The following is an 18,893-nucleotide window of genomic DNA, read 5'->3' as shown; positions in this document are numbered from 1 at the left end:
GCACCCGCAGCGGCGGGCGTCCGATTCCATCCGCCTGTTTGTAAAGCGGATGTAAATCGGTATTGGATTGGACTCGTTCCGCCGCCGGCGCGCGCATACCAAATCGATGCGCGGCCATGAGCTTGCGTTATGTCGGCTAGGGCGTCCGAATCCGGCCCTCGCAGAACTCGGCAATCATCCGGGCCGCCAGATACAGGCGCGGCACGATCGAGCTGACGAGGATGTACTCGGCGTCGCTGCTGTGCGCGCCGGCGCCGCGCAGACCGAAGCGCTCGACGACCGGTGCCTGCGTGCGCTGGGCGGCGAAGGCGGCGTCGGTGCCGCCGCCCTCGGCGATCGCGTCGACACGCAGCGCCAGGCCCAGCTCCGCATAGACCTTGCGCGCATGCTCGCCAAAGGCACGCGCCGCCTCGCTGGCCTCCAGCGGCGGGCGCCGGCGCTCGAAGTTCAGCTCGACGCGCGATTCGGGCAGCAGGCGGAACTGGATGCGCTGCTGCAGGCGCTGCTCCAGCGCCTCGTAGTCCTGCGTGCGCAGCACCCGCACATCGGCCTCGGCGGTGGCCAGCGGCGGCACCATATTGCGCACGACGCCGGCCTTGGCCATGGTCCAGTTCAGGCGCACGCCGCTGGCCGGGTCGCCCAGCTCGCGCAGTTGCAGGATCTGGTGCGCCAGCTCGTAGAGCGCGTTGACGCCGGCCTGCGGCGCGCCGCCGGCATGGGCGGCACGGCCATGGACGGTCAGCTGGGCCGAGGCGATGCCGGCCGTGGCCAGCGACAGTTTGTCGTTGCTGGCGCCCGAGCCCTCGAAGGACATCACCGCATCGGCCTCGGCGCCCAGCCGCGCCAGCAGCGCACGCGAGCCGGGCGAGGACAGTTCCTCATCGGCATTGAAGAGCACGGTGATCTGGCCATAGCCGCGGTAGTCCAGCGCCTTCAGCAGCGCCAGGCTGTGCAGCACGACGGCCAGGCCCTGCTTGTCGTCCGCAATGCCGAGGCCGTAGGCGCGGTCCTCGCGGATCGCAAAGGGCTGGCGCGCCAGCGTGCCGGCCGGATAGACGGTGTCCATATGCGCGATCAGCAGCAGCTTCTTCGTGCCGCCGCCGCGGAACACCGCCTTGACGCTGCGGCCCAGCTCGGCCGGCGTGTCCTCCATCCGGTAGACCTCGGCCGGCTCGACGAACTCGACCTCGCCGCCGAGCGCGCGCAAGCGCGCGGCCAGCAGCTCGGCCATGCGGCGCAGGCCGTCGAGATCGCGGCTGCCACTCTCGATCGCGCAGAACTCGCGCAGGCTGGCCAGCAGCGCCGGCTGCTCGCGCTTGGCCGCCGCCAGCCAGGCCGCTTGCAGATCGGCCGCCGCCATCAGCGGCGCCAGCAGCAGCAGGCTTGCCAAGCCCTTCCAAAGCCATCCAGCACGCATCGATTGCCTCCTCGTCGCCCTTGCCTGCCGGCGATTATCGGCAGGCTCGATATATCGAAAAGATTGAGGAGGTCGAGGCCCCACGCCGGCCCGCTCGATGCTAAATTTGCTGACACCAAGCTGACAAATCCCAGCCGTACCGATCCCAGCGGAGGTGTGCCATGACCCTGACGCAACTGGCCCAAGTGAAATGCTGGCTGCGCCTGCATGGCCGCCAGCACCCGGTCGAACTCTATGCCTGGGATCTGGTGCTGATGAGCTGGGTGCTGGGCTGGATCGGCGTGCCGGCGCTGCTCTTGCTGCATGCCTTCATGCTGCTGCCGCTGTGCCTGGCCAGCTTCCTGCTTCCCAGCGCCTATGCCGCCTGGCGTTCGCGCCTGCACCGGCGTGGCCGGCTGCGCTGCGACTGGCTGACGGCTCTCTGAGCGCCGCCCGCACCATGAACAAAGCCCTCGCATGCGAGGGCTTTGTGCTTGTCGGGCCGGTGCCGCTTCAGTGGATCAGGCCGATCCACTCGCCGGCGCGCTGATAGTCGTGGAACAGCTGCATGGACAGATTGCGCAGCGCCTGGCTGGCGCTGGCATGGCCCTGGGCCAGGCGTTCGCAGGCATAGAGCCGGTCGTAGAGCATGCGGGTCGGCTGCAGGGCGATGCCCTCGCCGGCCATCAGCGCCTCGAAGCGCTGCAGATCGGCCATCGCCACCGGGCCGGCGATCGGCGAGCCCAGCTCGACAGCAGCGGCGCGCGGGCGCAGCGCCGGATCGAGCTCGGCGCCGCCCAGCGTGTAGCGCGGCGCCTGCTCGGCCGGCAGATCGAAGCACAGCGTGGCGTCCGAATGCAGATCGGCGGGAAGCAGGTGCAGCGGGATGATCATGGCGGCCTCGTCGGAGCTGGCGTTGGCAATGGCGCCATGATGGCCGCCGCGCGCCGAACTTAAATCCGAAAAAGCCGGTCTTTCAGCCGCTGTTTCCGCTCAGGTCGAGCTGGCCCGGCGCGATGAAGCCGGCCAGCTGCTCGCACCAGTTGGCCGCCACCGGCCCGAGTTCGGCCAGCGCGCGCACCTCGACGCCGGCGTCGGCCAGCATCTTGCCCGAGGCCTCGTTGAGCGGCAGGTGGTGCGCCTTCTTCTCCAGATAGACGACGCGGCGGATGCCGACCTGGATGATGGACTGCACGCAGCGCGGGCAGGGGAACTGGGTCGCGTAGATCGTGCCGCCGGTCAGCGGCAGCACGACGCAGTTCAGGATCGCGTTGACCTCGGCATGGACGATATAGCTGTGGCGCGACTGGCGTGGATCGGCGTCGTCATCGGCCCAGTAGGCCGGGTCGCTGTCGTCGCAGCCGCGCGGCAGGCCGTTGTAGCCGACGCCCAGGATCTTGTTGTCGGCGCTGGCGATGCAGGCGCCGTTGCGCTTGCGCGCGTCCTTCGAGCGCGCGCCCGCCAGCAGGGCCACGCCCATGAACATCGAATGCCAGTCGATCAGGGATATGTTTTGCATCGCAGCTGCTTGACGGAACGCGCGCCGGGAGCCGGCGCCGACGACAGTCTAGCGGCCCCGGCGCGCGGGTTCAGACCGACAGGTCCAGGCCGCTGAGCTGCGAGCGCTCGACCATGCGCACCAGCTCGGCCACCGAGCGCACCTGCATCTTCTCCATGCCGCGTGCGCGGTGGACCTTGACCGTCTTCTCGGCCGTGCCCAGCTCGGCGGCGATCTGCTTGTTCAGCCGGCCGGCGATCACATGGCGCAGCACCTCGCGCTCGCGCGCGGTCAGCGTCGCCAGCAGCGCCTGGCCGGCCGCGCGCTGGCGGCAGTTCCTGCGCAGCAGCAGGTTCCTGTCCAGCGCATGCTGGATGGCCGCCAGCAGCACCGTCTCGTCGACCGGCTTGCCGAGGAAGTCGCTGGCGCCCTGCTTCATCGCCTCGACGCAGCGCTGCAGATCGGCCTGGCCGGTCAGGAAGATCACCGGCATATGGCTGGCGCGCGCCCTCATGGCCCGCTGCAGCGCCAGCCCGTCCAGGCCCGGCATCGCCAGATCGACGATCGCGCAACCATGCTCGGCCGGATCGAAGCCGGCCAGAAAGGCCTCGGCCGAGGCATGGCCGCTGACGGCCAGGCCCTGCGCCGCGATCAGCCGCTGCAAGGCGGCGCGCAGGCCGGCATCGGTATCGACGATGTGAAGGTGCGGCGGCGGGTTCTCTTCGGCCGCCTGGCCGCACAGGCATTGCTCATTGAGCTGGTCCATGATCCATCCCTGCTTTCGGATCGAGTCTCAATCGCTGCTTTTGTACTATGGATTCCGCCGTCCCGTGTGACCACAAGGCAGGTGTGATGATTTGCAACGCCGCACACGAGCCTGCGCATGGCGTCGTGATCAGCAGTTAGGCTGCGCGGCTTCCGTTTCAGCGCCAGCTATTGCCCACCGTCACATAGACGGTGCTGTCCTCGGGCCCCTTCGCATAGTCCAGGCCCATCCACAGCCCGACCCGGCGCGCCAGCAGATAGCGTAAGCCCAGGCCCTTGCTGACGGCCGAGCTGGCGTCGCTGAACGATTGCTGGCTGCCCCAGGCGCGTCCCGCGCCCATGAAGCCGACGACGCCCCAGCGCGGCGTCACGTTCCAGCGCAGTTCGGCCTCGGCAACGCCGGTGTTCTTGTCCTGGTAGCGCGCCGCCGGGATGCCGCGCATATCGATGAAAGGCAGCATGTAGAAGGGCACCTGGCCGCGCGCCGCGCGTCCGTCGAGCCGGGTGCCCAGCACCAGGCTCTTCTCCAGCGGCCAGTAGGCAAAGACATGGGCGCGATAGGCCTGGAAGCGCGTGTCGCTGCCCCAGTCGGGGTCGTAGAAGGTCGCGTCCAGCGCCGCCTTCCAGCCGCTGGACGGGGTGAAGATGTTGTCGCGCGAATCCTGCTCCAGGGTCAGGCCCAGGCCCGAGGTCTTGCGCGTCGCCTGGTCGGGGCGCAGGCCGGCGTCGGGGCGGCCGCTGATGTCGAGCTTGCTGTCCAGGTCCAGATAGAGCCAGCGTGCGCCGAGCCAGTAATTGCTCTGACCCAGGCGGCGCAAGGCCTGCTGCATCGACATCCAGCCGTCCAGCGTGTAGTCGATGCCGCCGGCGCCGGCCCCGCCCAGCGGCCCCTCGCCGATGCCGTAGAAGGCCAGATTGACCTGGGCGCGGCCGATGCCGCCGCGGTATTTCCAGCGCCCCTCGTCGAAGCTGGCCATGCCGCCGGCAAAGGCGGCCTTGGTGCCGTTCTCGGTGCCCAGCGCGGCGATCACCCAGATGTCGGGCGGGATCATCAGCCCGCTCTCGCGCGCCTTCTCGGCGCTCTCGCGCATCGAGTTGCGCAGGAACATCAGCGCCAGGCCGCCGCCGTAGCCGATCGCCGGCTCGCTGATGATGATGGGCACCGGCAGAAAGCCCTTGCGCTCGATCAGCCATTCGGAGATGTCGAGGTAGTTGTCCTCCTTGTCGACGAAGCCCTCGGGCAGCGCCCGTGCCGGCGCCGCGGCGCCCAGCCCGGCCAGCAGCAGCGCCGCCGCCATGATCAGGCCGCCGCTGGCGTGCCCCCCTGCTCTTCGATGCCGGATGCCCATACCGTTGCGTCCTTCTTCGTTTCGGTTCACGCGCCGCGGCGCGCCTGGGTGATCGATCTTCGCTGCCGGTCGATTGTGCCTAAGCTGCCAGGCGATGACGCAGCGATCGCGACGCCGGGCGCAGCGCTGCATCCAGCTCCGATGCGAACAGCGCACGGCGCTTGCCGGCATTGGACCTTGGTCCAATAGGCCGGGCGGCGCGCCGGCACCAATAGTCGGTGCCCATGAGTTTCGTAGTCCGCGGCGATGGCAATGCCGCCGTCGTCCATCTGATCGACGCCGATGCCGCCCTGCGCGCCGCGCTGGCCCGCCTGCTCAGCGCCGCCGGTTACCAGGTGCGCGCCCATGCGCGCGGCGGCGACTATCTGCGCCGCGATGCCGAGGACGCGCCCGGCTGCCTGCTGCTCGATCTGCATCTGCCCGACATCGGTGGCCTGGAGCTGCAGGCGCGGCTGACGCAAGACCCGACCCTGCAGCGGCCCATCGTCTTCCTGGCCGGCGGCGCCGATGTGCGCGCCAGCGTGCAGGCGATGCGCGCCGGCGCCTGCGAGTTCCTGACCAAGCCGGTCGAGCCTCAGCGCCTGCTGGCCGCCGTGGCCGAGGCGGTGGCCCGCGACGGCGAGGCGCGCGAGCGGCGGCGGCGCACCCGCCACACGCAGCGCCTGGTCGATTCGCTGGGCCAGCGCCAGCGCCGCGTGCTCGACGGCATCGTTGCCGGGCGGCTTTACAAGCAGCTGGCGGTCGAATTCGGCGTCAGCGAGCGCACGATCAAGCTGGACCGCGCCCACGTGATGCAGCGGCTGGGCGTGCGCAATCTGCCGGCGCTGATGAAGGTGCTGATCGAGGCCGAGCGCTTTGCCTGAGCCGCCGGGCCCGCCCGTCCTTCAAACCCGACCCCAGTAGCCGCCGAGGCATTTCGGCGCTATCGTTCGACGAGGCTTTTTTCTTCCCCGCAACCACCTGGAGCCGACATGATGATGTTGAATCGTAGAGAGCTGATCCTGGTCGCCGGCACGACGCTTGTCGCCGGTTGCTCGACCTCGACGGGCGGAACGGCCGATGCAGACGCCAAGCGGCGCGAGATCGAGGCAGCCGTCGACAACGCGATGGCCGAGCTCTACAAGGAGGCGCCCGGCTCGCGGGAGCTGGTGGACAAGGCGCGCGGCGTGCTGGTGTTCCCGAAGGTCGTCTCGGCCGGCTTCGTCGTCGGCGGCTCCTATGGCCAGGGCGCGCTGCGCAAGGGCGGCACGACGACGTCCTACTACAGCGTCGGCTCCGGCTCGGTGGGCCTGCTGGCAGGCGCGCAGTCGAAGGCCATGTACCTGCTGTTCATGACCGCCGAGGCGCTGCAGAAGTTCGAGGCCAGCCAGGGCTGGACGGCCGGCGCCGATGCCTCGGTGGTCGTCGCCAATCTGGGCGCCAATGCCAATATCGACACCAAGACCGCGCAGCAGCCCATCATCGGCTTCGTGCGTTCGAACGCCGGCTTCATGGCCAACCTGAGCCTGGACGGCACGAAGTTCAACAAGCTGACGACGCTCTGAGCCACAAGCCCCCCGCCCGAACGGCCGCCCGCCCGAGCGGGCGCGCCGCCGCGCTGGCGCTACTGCTGGCGGCGCCGGTGGCGGGGCTGCGCGCACAGCCGGTGGAGCCGCCGGTCCCACCGACTGCCCCGGCCGCCGCGGCACGCCCCAAGGTCTGCCTGGTGCTGTCCGGCGGCGGTGCGCGCGGCGCCGCCCATGTCGGCGTGCTGAAGGTGCTGGAGCGACTGCAGGTGCCGATCGACTGCATCGCCGGCACCAGTATGGGTTCCATCGTCGGCGCCGCCTATGCCTCGGGCACGCCGATCGACGAGATGGAGGCCATCATCGCCTCGATGTCGACCCGGCTGCTGTTCAAGGAGCTGCCGCCGCGCGAGGAGCGCTCGGTGCGCCTGAAGCAGGACGACACCAAGCCGCTGGCGCCGGTCGAGCTCGGCTATCGCGACGGCAAGCTGCTGATGCCCAAGGGTCTGGTCTCGGGCGTGCAGCTGGAGACGGTGCTGCGCGGCCTGTCCAAGGTGCAGGGCTTCCATCGTTTCGACCAGTTGCCCATCCCCTTCCGCGCGGTCGCCACCGATCTGGTGACCGGCAAGCCGGTGGTGCTGAGCCAGGGCGAACTGCCCAGCGCGATGCGCGCCAGCATGTCGGTGCCCGGCGCGATCGACCCGGTGCGCCTGGACGGCCGCCTGCTCGTCGACGGCGGGCTGACCAACAATCTGCCGGTCGACGTCGCGCGCGCGATGGGCGCCGACATCGTCATCGCCGTCAATCTGGGCACGCCGCTGCTCAAGCCGGAGGCCCTGAACTCCATCCTCGGCGTCACCGGTCAGATGGTCAACATCCTGACCGAGCAGAACGTGCAGGCCTCGCTGGCCAGCCTGAAGCCCAGCGACGTGCTGGTGCTGCCGAATCTGGGCGATTTCTCGGCCGCGGATTTCGATGACATGTCGCTGACGGTGCCGGTCGGCGAGGCGGCGACCCTGGTGGTGGCCGAGCAATTGGCGCGGCTGTCGGTGTCGCCGGCGCAGTACGCGGCCTGGAGCAAGCGCCGCCTGGCCGGCAGCCCGGCCGCGATCGAGCCGGTGGACGAGATCCGCTTCGCGGAGCTGCAGCATGTCAATCCGCAGGTCGCGCGCTCGGTGATGGTGACGCAGCCCGCTGCCGCGGTCGAGCAGCAGACCCTGGACCGCGATATGCGCCTGCTCTACGGCACCGGCGACTTCGAGCATGTGAACTACCGCCTGCTGGAGGAGCCGGGCAAGCGCGTGCTGGCCGTCGACGCGATCGAGAAATCCTGGGGGCCCAACTACCTGCGCCTGGGCCTGGGCCTGTCCTCGGACTTCGGCGGCGACGCCTTCTTCAATCTGCTGGCCAGCTACCGGATGACCTGGCTGAACTCGCTGGGCGGCCAGTGGTATTCGGAGGTGCAGATCGGCCGCAACAACCGCATCGACACCGAGTTCTTCCAGCCGCTGGAGCCCAGCCAGACCTTCTTCGTCGTGCCCTCGGCCGGCTACGGCCGGCGCACCCTCGACGTGTTCGACGCCGACCAGCGGGTCGCCAGCTACGACCTGCGCACCGGCCATATCGCGCTGGAGACCGGCGCGCAGTTCACCAAGTACGGCGAGCTGCGACTGGGCCTGATCTCGACCGATACGCACACCCGGCTGGACACCGGCCCCGCCATCTTCGAGCCGCCGCAGGAGCGCACGCGTCAGGTCGCGCTGAGCCTGCGCGCCTCGGTCGACCAGCTGGACAGCGCGAACTTCCCGCGTTCCGGCTATGGCGGCAGCCTGCAGCTGCTGAGCGCGCGCAAATCGCTGGGCGGCGATGCCGACTTCGCCCGTGCCGAGGCACGCGGCAGCTACGCCGTCTCCTTCGGCGAGCACACCTTCAACTTCGGCTTCAAGCTCGGCCAGCGCATCGGCTCCGATCCGCTGCCGACCAATGCCCTGTTCCAGTGGGGCGGTCTGCTGCAGCAATCGGGCTATTCGACCGGCGCCCTGCTCGGCGAGGAATTGCGCTTCGCGCGCATCGGCTACTACAAGCGGCTGGCGCGCTGGAGTTTGCTGGACGGCGTCTACGGTGGCCTCTCGCTGGAGGCCGGCCGGGTCGGCAAGCCCCTGGTGCCGAACAACGAACAGGGCACGCTGCGCTCCTTCGCGCTGACCCTGGGCGTGGACACGCCGCTGGGGCCGCTGTACTTCGGCTATGGCCGCGCCAATCGCGGCTACGACAGCCTCTATCTGTTCCTCGGCCGGCCCTGACCGGCTCGGGCCGTCCTCGATACGTTTTTCGACAGCCCGCTAGCGCAGCGTCACGCCGTCGAAGCGCATATTGCCTTCCGCATCGAGGCGGAAGTCGACGACGTTCTGGCGCAGCGGCACGACCAGCTCCCCATAGGCGATCACGCTGAAGGGCAACTGCTCGGCGGCAATGCGCTGGGCCTGGCTGTAGAAGGCCTTGCGCTGGGCCGGGTCCAGCGTACTCCGCGCCTTTTGTATCGCCTGCTCGTAGCCCTTGTCGCACCAGAAGCTGCCGCCCAGGCTGCCGCAGCTCAGCTGCGCGGCGGTGCCGGCCGGCTCGGCGTCGGCATTCCAGCCGGTCAGCGCCGCCTCGTGCTCGCCGGCGTCCATGCGCTTCAGGTACTCGCCCCATTCGTAGCTGACGATGCGGGCGGTGACGCCCACCTTGGCCCAGTCGGCCTGGATCATCTGCGCCATCAGCTGCGCGTTCGGGTTGTAGGCGCGCTGCACCGGCATCGCCCACAGCGTCAGCTTCAGATCGCTCAGGCCCGCCTGCTTCAGCAAGTCGCGGGCGCGTGCCGGGTCGTGGACGCTGGGCTTGATCGTCGCGTCATGCGCCCACAGCTCGGCCGGCAGCACGCTATTGGCCAGGCGCCCGGCGCCGCCGTAGACGGTGTCGACGATGGCCTTCTTGTCGATGGCCAGATCGAGCGCCTGACGCACCGCCAGCTGGTTCAGCGGCGGCTTCTTCGTATTGAAGGCCAGATAGCCGATGTTCAGACCGGCCGTGCGCACCAGGCGGATGGCCGGGTCCTTGGCCAGCTCCAGCGCGTCGGCGCGGCTCGCCAGCGCGCCGATATCGCATTCGTTCTTGCGCAGGCGCTGCGCGCGCACGATCGAGTCGGGCGTGATCGCGAACACCAGGTTCTCGACCCGCGCCACCTCGGGCCGCCAGTAGTCCGGATTGCGCACGAAGCGGACGACGCTGTCCTTCTGGTAGCTCTTGAAGACGAAGGGGCCGGTGCCGACGGGCAGCTGCTTGATCTGCTGCGGCCGGCTCTCCTTCAGCAACTGGGCCGCGTATTCCGCCGAGTGGATGCCGGCAAAGGAGACGACCAGGCTGGACAGGAAGGCGGCGTCGGGCTGGCGCAGGCGGACCCGCAGCGTGTGCTCGTCGAGCTTCTCGATCATCTCCACGCTCTTGTCCCAGCCCATATAGCTCATATAGGGCGCGATGCTGGGATAGGCGCGCTGGAACGGATGCTGCGGATCCAGCATGCGCTGGAAGGTAAACAGGACGTCGTCGGCATTGAAGTCGCGCGTGGGCTTGAACCAGGGCGTGGTGTGGAACTTCACGCCACGGCGCAGTTGGAAGGTGTAGCTGCGACCGTCGGCGCCGACGCTCCACGACTCCGCCAGGCCGGGGATGTGGCGCCCCGTGCCGCGTTCGCGCTCGATCAGGGTGCCGAAGACCTGCTCGGTGGCCTGGAAGTCGACGCCGGAATCGGTCTGGCTGGGATCGAAGCCGGCCGGGCTGCCCTCGGCGCAAAAGCGCAAGGTGGCCGCCTGTGCCGGCAGGGCCAGCAGCAAGGCGAGCAGGCCGGCGGCGAGCCTCATCACGATTGCAGCGCCGGCGTCGTGATCTCGCCCGGCACGCCCTTGCGCGCGAACAGGCTGTACATGGTCGGCACGACGAAGACGGTCAGCAAGGTGCCCACGCTCATGCCGCCGACGATGACCCAGCCGATCTGCTGCCGGCTCTCGGCGCCGGCGCCGCTGGCCAGGGCCAGCGGCAAGGCGCCCAGCACCATCGCGCCGGTCGTCATCATGATGGGCCGCAGGCGCAGCGCGGCCGCCTCGACGACGGCCTCGCCGACCGCCTTGCCCTGCTGGCGCAGCTGGTTGCTGAACTCGACGATCAGGATGCCGTGCTTGGTGATCAGGCCCACCAGGGTGATCAGGCCGATCTGCGAATAGACGTTCAGCGTGCCGCCGCTCCACTGCAGGGCCGCCAGCGCGCCGACCATGGACAGCGGCACCGACAGCATGATGATGAAGGGATCGACGAAGCTCTCGAACTGCGCGGACAGCACCAGGAAGATGAACAGCAGTGCCAGCACGAAGACCAGGCCCAGCGCGCCCGAGCTGCTCTTGTACTCGCGCGAGACGCCGTTCAGCTCGGTCGAGTAGCCGACCGGCAGCACCTTGGCCGCCGTCTGGTCCATGAAGGCCAGGGCCTCGCCCAGCGCATAGCCGGGCGCCAGGCCGGCGGTGATCGAGACCGAGCGGCGCTGGTTGAAGTGGTTCAGCTCGCGCGGGCTGACCGCCTCGCGCACCTTGACCAGGCTGGACAGCGGCACCATCACCTCGCCGCGACCGCGCACGAAGAGCCGCTCGATCTGGTCCGGCGTCGTGCGGCCGGCCGCCTCGGTCTGCACCATCACGTCGTACTGGTCGGCATCGCGCTTGTAGCGCGTCACCGCCCGCGAACCCAGCATGGTCTCGACCGTGCGCGCGACCTGGTCGACCGGCACGCCCAGATCGGCGGCACGCTCGCGGTCGACCTCCAGGAAGATCTCGGGCTTGTTCAGGCGCAGATCGTTGTCCGGCTGGACGAGACCGGGGTTCTTGGCCATCTCGGCCATGAATTTCTGCGTCACCTGGGCCAGATTGGCATAGCTGTCGCTGGTGACCAGCACGAAGTTGATCGGCCGCGAACCGAAGCCCTGGCCCAGGCTGGGCGGCGTGATCGGGAAGGCGCTCACGCCGGGCAAGAGGCTGACCTGCGGAATCATCGCGCGGGCGATCTGCTGCGTCGTGCGGCTGCGCTCCTCCCAGTCGATCGTGCGCAGGATGGCCGTGCCCGAGGACACGATGGAGCCGCCGGCGAACAGGAAGCGGCGGTCGAACTCCGGGTACTGCGAGGCGATGCGGTCGGCCGCGTCCAGATAGCGGGCGGTGAACTCCAGGGTCGAGCCATCCGGCGCATTGATGGGCATGAAGATCACGCCGCGGTCCTCGATCGGCGCGAGCTCCGACTTCGAGTTTACGTAGAGCCACCAGCTGCCGGCGCCCGAGCCCAGCATCAGCAGCACGACCAGCCAGCGCTGGCGCAGCGCGAAGCGCAGCGCCGCCGCATAGCGCTCGCTGATCCAGACCAGGCCCGCCTCCATGCCGCGGTCGAAGCGGCTGGGGTTCGGGTTGTGGCGCAGGAGCTTGCTGCACATCATCGGCGTCAGCGTCAGCGCGACAAAGCCGGAGACGACGACTGCGCCGGCCAGGGTCAGTGCGAATTCGACGAAGAGCCGCCCGGTGCGGCCGGGGGTGAAGGCCAGCGGCGCGAACACCGCGGCCAAGGTCATCGTCATCGCCAGCACGGCAAAGGCAATCTCCTTGGCGCCCTTCAGCGCCGCCTGGAAGGGCTCCAGCCCCTCCTCGATATGGCGGAAGATGTTCTCCAGCACGACGATCGCGTCATCGACGACCAGGCCGATCGCCAGCACCAGGGCCAGTAGGGTCAAGGTGTTGACGGTGAAGCCGGCGGCGGCCATTAGCGCGAAGGCGCCGATCAGGCTGACCGGAATCGTCACCAGCGGAATGATGGACGCGCGCAAGGTGCGCAGGAACACGAACACGACCAGGGCCACCAGCACGACGGCCTCGGCGATCGTGTGATAGACCGATTTGATCGAGCGGTCGATGAAGACCGAGTTGTCATTGGCCGGCAGCACCTTCACCGCGGCCGGCAGATCGGCCTGCAGCTTGGGCATCATCTCGCGCACGCCGGCCGAGACGTCGAGCGGATTGGCCGTCGCCTGGCGGATCACGCCCAGCGAGACCGAGGGCACGCCGTTCAGGCGTACGCGCGAGCGCTCGCTGGCGGCGGCCTCCTCGATGCGGGCCACGTCCTTCAGCCGCACGGTGAAGCCGGCCGTGTTACGCAGCGCGACCTCGGCGAACTGCGCGACGGTGTTCAGATCGGTGCGCGCGGTCACATTGAACTCGCGCTGCTGGCTCTCGATGCGGCCGGCCGGCACCTCCAGGTTCTGCCGGCGCAAGGCGTCCTCGACGTCCTGCACGGTCAGCTTGTAGGCGGCCAGGCGGTCCGGATCCAGCCAGATCCGCATCGCGTACTTGCGGTCGCCGCCGATCTGCACATCGGCCACGCCGGGAATCGTCTGCAGCCGCGGCTTGACGATGCGGTTGACCAGATCGGTGATCTCCAGCGGGTTCAGCGTCTCGCTGGAAAAGGCGATCCAGATCGTCGGCTGCGCATCGGCCTCGACCTTGGCGACGATCGGTTCGTCGACCGCATCGGGCAGCCGGCCGCGCACGCGCGAGACTCGGTCGCGCACATCGGCGGCCGCGTCGTCGGGGTTCTTCTCGAGCTTGAAACGCACCGTGATCTGGCTCTGCTCGGAGCGCGAGATCGAGGTCAGGATCTCGACGCCGTCGATGCCGGCGATCGAATCCTCCAGCGGCTTGGTCACCTGGCTCTCGATCACCTCGGAGGAGGCGCCGATCAGGCGGGTGTTGACGGTAACCACCGGCTCGTCGATGCGCGGGTATTCGCGCAGGGCCAGCTTGTCGAAGGAGACGATGCCGACCAGCAGCAGCAAGAGCGACATCACCGTCGCGAAGACGGGACGGCGGATCGAGGTTTCGGAGATGCGCATGATGGAACCGCGTCCCTCCTTCAGCGCGCGGCGACCGGCGAGGACGCGGCCGCGGTGGCCGCAGCCGGCGCGGTCGGCATGGCCGGCCGCTCGACGTCGACGACCTTCAGTGCCTGGCCTTCGCCGCGCATCAGCTTGGCCTGGCCGGCGGTGACGACGCGCTCGCCGGCCTTGACGCCGGCCAGCAGCTCGACCTTGCCGGCGATGCGGGCGCCGAGCTTGGCCTCGATGCGCTGCGCGGTCGGCGGCTTGCCGCCCTCGCCCTCGACCAGCTTGATCACATATTGCTTGCCGCCCTGCGGCACCAGCGCCTCCTCGGGCACGACCAGGGCATGGGCGCGCTGGGCAAAGACCACGCGCACGCGCGCGAACAGGCCCGAGCGCAGCTCATTACTGGCGCCCTGCACGCGGGCGCGCACCAGCAGCGAGCGGCCATTGGCCTCCAGCTGGGTGTCCAGCGCCTCGATGCGGGCCGAGAAGCTGCGGCCGGGCAGCGCGTCCAGGCCCAGCTCGACCTCCTGGCCGATCTTCAGGCGCGGCACATAGCGCTCGGGCAGGCGGAAGTCCACCCACATCGTCGAAGCGTCCTCGATGCTGACCAGGTCGGCGCCGTCCTTGACGTAGTCGCCCAGATTGACACTGCGGATGCCCATCACGCCATCGAAGGGCGCCAGCACCCGCATGCGCTCGAGCTGGGCGCGGTTCAGCGCGACCTGGGCCTCGGCCACCTCCAGCGCGGCCACCGCCTGGTCGACCGCGCTGGCGCTGACGAAGCCCTGGGCCAGCAGCTCGCGGCTGCGCTTGAGTTGGGTGCGGGCGATGCCGGCCTGCGCCTCGGCCTGCTGCAGCTGGGCCGCCTGCAGGCTGTCGTCCAGCTGGACCAGCAGCTGGCCGCGGCGCACGCGCTGGCCGTCGGCAAAGCCGAGCTTAGTGATGCGGCCGCTGACCTCGGGCTTCAAGAGCACCGCCTGGCGCGCGCGCAGCGTGCCGACCGCCTGCGCGTCATCGGCCAGATTGATCAATTCCACCTTGCCGGCCTCGACCGGCACCGGACCGCCCGCCGCCGCGCCACCGCCGCCACCGGCCGGCCGGTCGGTGGCCGGCTTGCCCGCCGCGTCGGCGGCGGGACGCTGGTGCTGCCACCAATAGGCCAGGCCGCTGAGGCTGGCGATCGCCACGATGGCGACGACGGTATGTAACTTCTTCTTCATGCGCGCGGTTCTCCGGAGCGCGCACTGTAGCGGTTCTCTTTACAAATCGATGCGAACAAAGGCCTGAAATCGGCTTTCAGACGGACCAATTGCCTCGCTCGTCCGCGATTCGCACAAGTTCAGCGTCCGACCGAGGCGCAGCCCTTGTTGGCCAGCATATCGGCGCGCTCATTGCCCGGATCGCCGGCATGGCCCTTGACCCAGCGCCACTCGACCTGGTGCAGCTTCCTCAGCGCGTCCAGCCGCTGCCAGAGCTCGGCGTTCTTGACCGGCTTGCCGTCGGCCGTCTTCCAGCCGCGCCGCTGCCAGCCGTGGATCCATTCGGTCATGCCCTTGCGCACGTATTCGCTGTCGGTATAGATCGTCACCTGGCAGCTGCGCTTGAGCGAGGCCAGCGCCTCGATCGGCGCGGTCAGCTCCATGCGGTTGTTGGTCGTGTTCGCCTCGCCGCCGAACAGTTCCTTCTCATGACCGCCGGCGGACAGCCAGGCGCCCCAGCCGCCGGGGCCCGGATTGCCCTTGCAGGCGCCGTCGGTGTAGATGACGACGACCGGCTTCTTGATCGTCGCGGCGGTCGGCGCCGTCTTCTTCTCTTGTTCTTCGCTCATTCTTGTTCTCGATGGTGATGGGGGTGCAGCGCCGCGACCGCCGGGGCGGCCTTGGCCGCGCTGGCCTTGCTGTGGCGCGCCAGGCCGATCAGGCGCATGCCCTGCACGCGCTTGACCGCGACGATGAAATAGACGGCGCCCAGCACCGGCCACCAGCGCTGGCCGATGCCCTCGATCCAGGACCAGCGCGCCAGCCACTGGGCCGAGCGCAGCGGCGGGCAATAGGCGCCGAAGCGCGCGCCCTCGACATCGAAGCTCAGCAGTCGCAGCCAGTCGCGCAGCCGCCAGTAGCCGATGAAGTCGCCGGCGCGCGGCAGGTACAGCCGCCGCTCGTGACCGGGCAGCAGGCGGCCGAGATTCTGCCTGAGCCCCCAGGCGCTGGCCGGATTGAGGCCCAGGATCACCACCCGCCCCTCGGGCCGCAGCACCCGCTCGACCTCGCGCAAGGTCTGGTGCGGATCGCGCGCCAGCTCCAGCGCATGCGGCAGCACGACCAGGTCGAGGCTGGCGGCCTCGAAGGGCAGCGCGTCGAATTCGCAGTGCAGCGCCACCGCCGCGGGGCCCTCGCCGTCCTCGCCTGCATCGGCGACGCTGCGGCCGCCATCGTGGCCGTTCAGTGCCAGCCAGCGATGCGGCATCCGGTTCGCGCGCAGCGCGGTCAGCTCGGGCAGGCCCAGCTGCAGCGCATGGAAGCCGAACAGGTCGGCGACGGCGGCATCGATCTGCTGCTGTTCCCAGGCGAGCAGGTAGCGGCCGGGCGGGGTCTGCAGCCAGGCGGCCAACTCTATAATCGACGCTTCGCGTGTCATGGAACTCGCTGCATGAATCTGGCCGCATGGACTTGATCGCAGTCGCCGCCTTTGCCGACAACTACATCTGGATGCTGCACGATGGCGTCGACGCCATCGTCGTCGATCCGGGCGAGGCGGCGCCGGTGCTGGAGGCGCTGGCCGCGCAGCGGCTGCATCTGGCTGGCATTCTAGTGACCCATCACCATGGCGATCATGTTGGCGGCCTCGCCGGCCTGCGCCCGCATCTGCGAGGCCCCGTCTACGGCCCGGCGCGCGAAGACATCCCCACCCCGTTCACGCCCTGCCGGGCCGGCGACAGCGTCGAGCTGCTGGGCCTGCGCTTTAGCGTCATCGACGTGCCCGGCCACACGGCCGGCCATATCGCCTACTACGCCGAACCCGTGGGTGAGGCGCCGCTGCTGTTCTGCGGCGACACGCTGTTCTCGGGCGGCTGCGGCCGTTTGTTCGAGGGCTCGCCGGCGCAGATGTACGCCTCGCTGCAGACCCTGGCCGCCCTGCCCGGCACGGCGCGGGTCTGCTGCGCGCATGAGTACACCTTGTCGAATCTGCGCTTCGCGCTGACGGTCGAGCCGGACAATGCGGCGCTGCGCGACTACCAGGCCTGGTGCCAGGGGCAGCGCGAGCGCGCGCTGCCGACGCTGCCGTCCAGCATCGCGACCGAACGCCAGATCAATCCATTCCTGCGCTGCAGCGAGCCGGCCGTCGCCGCCGCCGCGGCGACCCACCAAGCGCTGCCCGGCGCCGAGGCCGACCCCGTTGCGGTGTTTGCCAGCCTGCGGCAGTGGAAGAACGAATTCCGATGAGCGTCCCGACCCGACCGCAACACCTGCCCCTGTCCCGCCTGAGCATCCTGATGCTGTCCTGCCTGCTGGCCGCCTGCGCCAGCACGGCGCCGCCGTCCGAGCGCCAGCTCGAAGCCGGTGTGCAGGCCGCCGCGCCGGCCGACCCGGCGCCGGCCGCCCCGGCCGAAGCCACGCCGCCGGCCGCGGCCAGCGCCATCGCGCAGACGCCGGCCGAAGCCCAGGCGCTGACCACGGCCGCCGAGGTGCTGCTGGAGGACAGCCTGCGCCCCGGCGTCAAGGTCGACCTGAGCGCGGTCGAGGTGCGCGCCGATCTGTGGCAGCGGATGCGCAAGGGCTTCGTGCTGGGCGATCTGGACGACGACTGGGTGCGCAAGGCCGAGGCCTGGTACAGCGCCCGGCCCGACTATGTCGAGCGCATGACGACGCGCGGCAGCCGCTATCTGTTCCACATCCTCGAGGAGGTGGAGAAGCGCGGCATGCCGGCCGAGCTGGCCCTGCTGCCCTTCATCGAAAGCGCCTTCGTCACCGACGCGACCTCGCGCACCAAGGCGGTCGGCATGTGGCAGTTCATGCCGGCCACCGGCCGCGACTTCGATCTGAAGCAGAACATCTTCCGCGACGATCGCCGCGACGTGCTGGCCTCGACGCGCGCCGCGCTCGACTATCTGGGCCGGCTCTACAAGATGTTCGGCGACTGGCATCTGGCGCTGGCCGCCTACAACTGGGGCCAGGGCAATGTGGCCAAGGCGATCGCGCGCAACGAGAAGCTGGGTCTGCCGACCGACTACGAGAGCCTGCGCATGCCCGAGGAGACGCGCTACTACGTGCCCAAGCTGCAGGCGGTGAAGAACATCGTGCTGGCGCCGCAGGACTTCGGCCTCGCGCTGCCGGCGGTGGCCAACCACCCCTATTTCCTGAGCGTCAATATCGACCGCGATATGGACGTCAATATCGCCGCGCGGCTGGCCGGCATCAGCGAGGACGAGTTCAAGCAGTTCAACCCGCAGATGAACAAGCCGGTGATCCTGGCCGCCAGCACCGCGCAGGTGCTGCTGCCCTACGACAACGCCAGCGCCTTCGCGATCAATCTGGCCGCCCATCGCGGGCCGCTGGCCACCTGGACCGCCTGGGTCGTGCCGCGCACGATGAAGCCGGCCGATGCGGCCAAGCAGGTCGGCATGAACGAGGCGGCGCTGCGCGAGATCAACCGCATCCCGCCGAAGATGCTGGTCAACAAGGGCTCGACCCTGCTGGTGCCGCGCAATGCGCAGCGCGCCGAGGACGTCTCCGACTACCTGGCCGACAACGCCAGCATCAGCCTGGCCCCCGATGTGCCGCCGCTGCGCCGCATCACGGTCAAGGCCGGCAAGGGCGAGACGGTGGCCAGCGTGGCGGCGCGCTACAAGGTCAGCGCCGCGCAGCTCGCGCAGTGGAACAAGGTCGGCGGCAAGGCCAGCTTCAAGCCCGGCCAGTCCATCGTCGTCTACACCGCCGAGACGCGCCGCGTCGCCAAGGCGCCGGCGGCCCGGCCGAGCGCCGGCAACAAGGTCAGGAGCGGCCGCGCGGTCGTCGCGACGAGCGCGCCGGGCGTCGTCAGGCGCTGAAGAACAGCGCGACGCAGCAGGCCACGCCGGCCGTCCAGACCAGCGAGCGCAGCCAGGCCTGATCGGCCAGGTAAAGCGCGATATAGGCCAGGCGCGCGGCGATGAAGGCCAGCGCCAGCGCGTCGATGCGGCCCTGCGGCGCCTGCAGCTGCTGCGCGACCAGCACGCCGGCGATGAACAGCGGCAGCGCCTCGAAGCTGTTCTGCTGCGCCGCGTTCGCGCGCGCCTGCCAACCGCCTTGCCGCGCCAGCCAGGCGCGCGGGTCGTGGTTGTCGAAGCCGCCCTCGCGGCGCCGCTTGCCGAAGCCCTTGGACTTGGCCAGGCCGGCGCAGACCACCGGCAGCGCGCAGGCGATCAGGATGCAGAGATGGGCCAGCGTCATCG

The 18,893-nt window shown here is 69.5% G+C and carries 17 protein-coding genes; 6 read left to right on the top strand and 11 right to left on the bottom strand.

Annotated elements, in window-relative coordinates:
* Window positions 1-136 precede the first annotated feature (136 nt).
* Window positions 137-1,417, bottom strand: coding sequence for a glutamate carboxypeptidase (locus QWJ38_RS22705; protein WP_290361419.1), 1,281 nt, complete (start codon window positions 1,415-1,417; stop codon window positions 137-139).
* A 161-nt stretch (window positions 1,418-1,578) separates the two neighbouring features.
* Here QWJ38_RS22705 and QWJ38_RS22700 point away from each other — a divergent pair, with 161 nt between their 5' ends.
* Window positions 1,579-1,842 (top strand): hypothetical protein, encoded by a 264-nt coding sequence (locus QWJ38_RS22700; RefSeq protein ID WP_290361418.1) that lies wholly within the window; start codon window positions 1,579-1,581, stop codon window positions 1,840-1,842.
* Between the two features lie 67 nt (window positions 1,843-1,909).
* Here the strand turns inward: QWJ38_RS22700 and QWJ38_RS22695 are convergent, their stop codons facing one another.
* From QWJ38_RS22695 to QWJ38_RS22680, 4 genes are all read right to left on the bottom strand, one after another.
* On the bottom strand, window positions 1,910-2,290 hold the full coding sequence (locus QWJ38_RS22695) for a hypothetical protein (RefSeq protein WP_290361417.1): 381 nt from the start codon (window positions 2,288-2,290) through the stop codon (window positions 1,910-1,912).
* 82 nt (window positions 2,291-2,372) lie between these two features.
* Window positions 2,373-2,915 (bottom strand): deoxycytidylate deaminase, encoded by a 543-nt coding sequence (locus tag QWJ38_RS22690; protein ID WP_290361416.1) that lies wholly within the window; start codon window positions 2,913-2,915, stop codon window positions 2,373-2,375.
* A gap of 70 nt (window positions 2,916-2,985) precedes the next feature.
* Window positions 2,986-3,660 carry a response regulator transcription factor gene (locus tag QWJ38_RS22685; protein ID WP_290361415.1) on the bottom strand — a complete coding sequence of 225 codons (675 nt, stop codon included), beginning with the start codon at window positions 3,658-3,660 and terminating at the stop codon, window positions 2,986-2,988.
* A gap of 157 nt (window positions 3,661-3,817) precedes the next feature.
* Complete coding sequence (locus tag QWJ38_RS22680; RefSeq protein WP_290361414.1) at window positions 3,818-5,008, bottom strand: BamA/TamA family outer membrane protein; 1,191 nt, start codon at window positions 5,006-5,008, stop codon at window positions 3,818-3,820.
* A gap of 224 nt (window positions 5,009-5,232) precedes the next feature.
* Between QWJ38_RS22680 and QWJ38_RS22675 the strand changes: the two genes are divergently transcribed.
* The 3 genes from QWJ38_RS22675 (at window position 5,233) to QWJ38_RS22665 (ending at window position 8,816) form a co-directional block, all read left to right on the top strand.
* Window positions 5,233-5,871 (top strand): response regulator transcription factor, encoded by a 639-nt coding sequence (locus QWJ38_RS22675; RefSeq protein ID WP_290361413.1) that lies wholly within the window; start codon window positions 5,233-5,235, stop codon window positions 5,869-5,871.
* 108 nt (window positions 5,872-5,979) lie between these two features.
* Window positions 5,980-6,552 carry a BPSL1445 family SYLF domain-containing lipoprotein gene (locus QWJ38_RS22670; protein WP_290361412.1) on the top strand — a complete coding sequence of 191 codons (573 nt, stop codon included), beginning with the start codon at window positions 5,980-5,982 and terminating at the stop codon, window positions 6,550-6,552.
* A 77-nt stretch (window positions 6,553-6,629) separates the two neighbouring features.
* Window positions 6,630-8,816, top strand: coding sequence for a patatin-like phospholipase family protein (locus QWJ38_RS22665; protein ID WP_290361411.1), 2,187 nt, complete (start codon window positions 6,630-6,632; stop codon window positions 8,814-8,816).
* A 39-nt stretch (window positions 8,817-8,855) separates the two neighbouring features.
* Here QWJ38_RS22665 and QWJ38_RS22660 read toward each other — a convergent pair whose 3' ends face one another.
* The 5 genes from QWJ38_RS22660 to QWJ38_RS22640 form a co-directional block, all read right to left on the bottom strand.
* Window positions 8,856-10,412 carry an ABC transporter substrate-binding protein gene (locus QWJ38_RS22660; RefSeq protein WP_290361410.1) on the bottom strand — a complete coding sequence of 519 codons (1,557 nt, stop codon included), beginning with the start codon at window positions 10,410-10,412 and terminating at the stop codon, window positions 8,856-8,858.
* The gene (locus tag QWJ38_RS22655; protein ID WP_290361409.1) at window positions 10,412-13,471 is read right to left on the bottom strand and encodes an efflux RND transporter permease subunit; all 3,060 of its coding nucleotides are present in this window, start codon (window positions 13,469-13,471) and stop codon (window positions 10,412-10,414) included. Before QWJ38_RS22655 ends, QWJ38_RS22660 begins: the two co-directional genes overlap by 1 nt.
* A 20-nt stretch (window positions 13,472-13,491) precedes the next feature.
* A complete protein-coding gene (locus tag QWJ38_RS22650; protein ID WP_290361408.1) occupies window positions 13,492-14,682 on the bottom strand; it encodes an efflux RND transporter periplasmic adaptor subunit in 1,191 nt (396 codons plus the stop codon).
* Between the two features lie 119 nt (window positions 14,683-14,801).
* Window positions 14,802-15,290: a ribonuclease HI gene (gene rnhA, locus QWJ38_RS22645; RefSeq protein WP_290361407.1), complete on the bottom strand. Its 489-nt coding sequence runs from the start codon at window positions 15,288-15,290 to the stop codon at window positions 14,802-14,804.
* Window positions 15,287-16,099 carry a class I SAM-dependent methyltransferase gene (locus QWJ38_RS22640; protein WP_290361406.1) on the bottom strand — a complete coding sequence of 271 codons (813 nt, stop codon included), beginning with the start codon at window positions 16,097-16,099 and terminating at the stop codon, window positions 15,287-15,289. The genes rnhA and QWJ38_RS22640 overlap by 4 nt, the downstream gene beginning before the upstream one ends.
* Window positions 16,100-16,125: 26 nt before the next feature.
* Here QWJ38_RS22640 and gloB point away from each other — a divergent pair, with 26 nt between their 5' ends.
* Both gloB and QWJ38_RS22630 read left to right on the top strand, forming a co-directional pair.
* A complete protein-coding gene (gene gloB / locus QWJ38_RS22635; RefSeq protein ID WP_290361405.1) occupies window positions 16,126-16,905 on the top strand; it encodes a hydroxyacylglutathione hydrolase in 780 nt (259 codons plus the stop codon).
* Window positions 16,902-18,509, top strand: coding sequence for a transglycosylase SLT domain-containing protein (locus QWJ38_RS22630; RefSeq protein ID WP_290361404.1), 1,608 nt, complete (start codon window positions 16,902-16,904; stop codon window positions 18,507-18,509). Before gloB ends, QWJ38_RS22630 begins: the two co-directional genes overlap by 4 nt.
* Here QWJ38_RS22630 and QWJ38_RS22625 read toward each other — a convergent pair.
* A complete protein-coding gene (locus tag QWJ38_RS22625) occupies window positions 18,499-18,891 on the bottom strand; it encodes an MAPEG family protein (RefSeq protein WP_290361403.1) in 393 nt (130 codons plus the stop codon). The genes QWJ38_RS22630 and QWJ38_RS22625 overlap by 11 nt on opposite strands.
* Window positions 18,892-18,893 lie beyond the last annotated feature (2 nt).

The sequence above is a fragment of the Roseateles violae genome (genome assembly GCF_030410485.1).
GTDB classification, from domain to species: Bacteria; Pseudomonadota; Gammaproteobacteria; order Burkholderiales; family Burkholderiaceae_C; genus Roseateles_D; species Roseateles_D violae.
Note: the sequence above shows the minus strand (reverse complement) of the source record. Positions and strands in the feature narration are given on the sequence as shown.